Here is a 1,393-nt window from a genome sequence, read left to right on the forward strand (position 1 = left end):
ACTAAAAATAAAGAATACAATCCTTTTATTGGTCAGGAACTAAGAGATGGACCATTAGGCGGAAAAATAAGGGGTGATTAACAATGAGTCAAGTTTATAAAGCCATTAGCGAGGTCGCTAAACATTTGTCTGAAATAGGAATAAAAAAGACAGGACAAAACACAACCCAGAATTTTCAATTTAGAAGTATTGATGCTGTTTATAACGCATTATCTCCGGCACTTGTTAAGCACGGATTGCTTATTTTACCCCGCATTATTGAACGCAATGTGACTGAGAGACAAACAAGAAATGGAGGAAGCTTATTTTATGTCACCGTTAAAGCCGAGTTTGATTTTATTGCCACTGAAGATGGCAGCAAGCATACCGTAACTACATTTGGAGAGGCAATGGATGCTGGAGACAAAGCGACCAACAAAGCCATGTCTATTGCTTATAAATATGCAGCATTTCAGGCGTTTTGTATTCCAACAGAAGAAACGGCTATTGACCCTGACGCTGAAACCCATCAGGTGGTTTATAAACAGGAAACATCGGCTGACGTCCTCACTGAATTTACAGGGAAAGCAACTTCATCAAAAACAGTTACTGAACTAAAAAAACACTTCAGTTTGGCATGGAAAACATTAGAGGGAACGATTGAACAGACTAAAGCTAAAGAAGTTTATGACATGCGTAAATCAGAATTGGAGGAATTAAATGGCAAACCAGAACCAGTGTAACTTTACCGGACGCATCGGCAAATTAGACATCCGCTATATTCCCAGTAACGATATTTTTATTCCATTTACCACATTTTCTCTAGCTATTAGTAAATCAAGGAAAGATAGTAACGGTCAATGGATTGATGACACAACATGGATAAATTGCAAGGCATTTAAGCAAATAGCCGAATATATTGAGAAGCATGCACAAAAAGGCACTTTTGTTCGTGTTACCACTGCCTATCAGGAAAATAAATGGACAGACAAGTCCGGTCAGCAAAGGATATCCCCCGAATTTCTGGTCAATGACGTTGAAATATTGGGCAACCGGAAGGAAAGAAAACCGCAGGAAAGTCAAGGTAGACCGAATCTATCAACCGCTAACCAGCCAAACAGTAACGCTATTCATCAAGCTGATTTTGAAGATGAAGATATCCCCTTTTAGACGCAGGAGAACTCACCATGTGGATTTTAATTTTAGCCATGTACGCCAGCCCTTATGCCTCGAGTAACTTTGCAAGTGTTCATACTCAGGAATTTGACACTGAAAATATGTGCCAATTCGCCGCTAAAGCATTCAAGAAGGAATTTGAAACTTTCAAAGATATAGATGCCAAAGCGATTTGCGTTAAGAAGTAATTACCCCACCTTACCTATTCCACTGAGTCAACATCTATATTCATTCATCA

Annotated in this window: 3 protein-coding genes; all 3 read left to right on the top strand. The window is 39.1% G+C overall.

Annotated elements, in window-relative coordinates; translation table 11 throughout:
* Positions 1-83: 83 nt before the first annotated feature.
* Genes G468_RS0117945 through G468_RS24410 form a run of 3 tightly spaced genes read left to right on the top strand, consistent with a single transcriptional unit; the run spans position 84 to position 1,343 of the window.
* The gene (locus tag G468_RS0117945; protein WP_026824142.1) at positions 84-722 is read left to right on the top strand and encodes an ERF family protein; all 639 of its coding nucleotides are present in this window, start codon (positions 84-86) and stop codon (positions 720-722) included.
* Entirely contained in the window at positions 700-1,149 is a 450-nt protein-coding gene (locus tag G468_RS0117950) for a single-stranded DNA-binding protein (RefSeq protein WP_026824143.1), read from the top strand. Before G468_RS0117945 ends, G468_RS0117950 begins: the two co-directional genes overlap by 23 nt.
* A gap of 17 nt (positions 1,150-1,166) precedes the next feature.
* Positions 1,167-1,343, top strand: a complete 177-nt coding sequence (locus G468_RS24410; protein WP_167876657.1) for a hypothetical protein — start codon at positions 1,167-1,169, stop codon at positions 1,341-1,343.
* The last annotated feature ends 50 nt before the right edge of the window (positions 1,344-1,393 follow it).

The organism is Arsenophonus nasoniae DSM 15247 (assembly GCF_000429565.1).
GTDB classification, from domain to species: Bacteria; Pseudomonadota; Gammaproteobacteria; order Enterobacterales; family Enterobacteriaceae; genus Arsenophonus; species Arsenophonus nasoniae.

What these genes read in the sequence shown, in the direction of transcription:
- G468_RS0117945 (WP_026824142.1), top strand. Translation starts at nt 84, where the DNA reads ATGAGTCAAGTTTATAAAGCCATTAGCGAGGTCGCTAAACATTTGTCT.
- G468_RS24410 (WP_167876657.1), top strand. Translation starts at nt 1,167, where the DNA reads ATGTGGATTTTAATTTTAGCCATGTACGCCAGCCCTTATGCCTCGAGT.
- G468_RS0117950 (WP_026824143.1), top strand. Translation starts at nt 700, where the DNA reads ATGGCAAACCAGAACCAGTGTAACTTTACCGGACGCATCGGCAAATTA.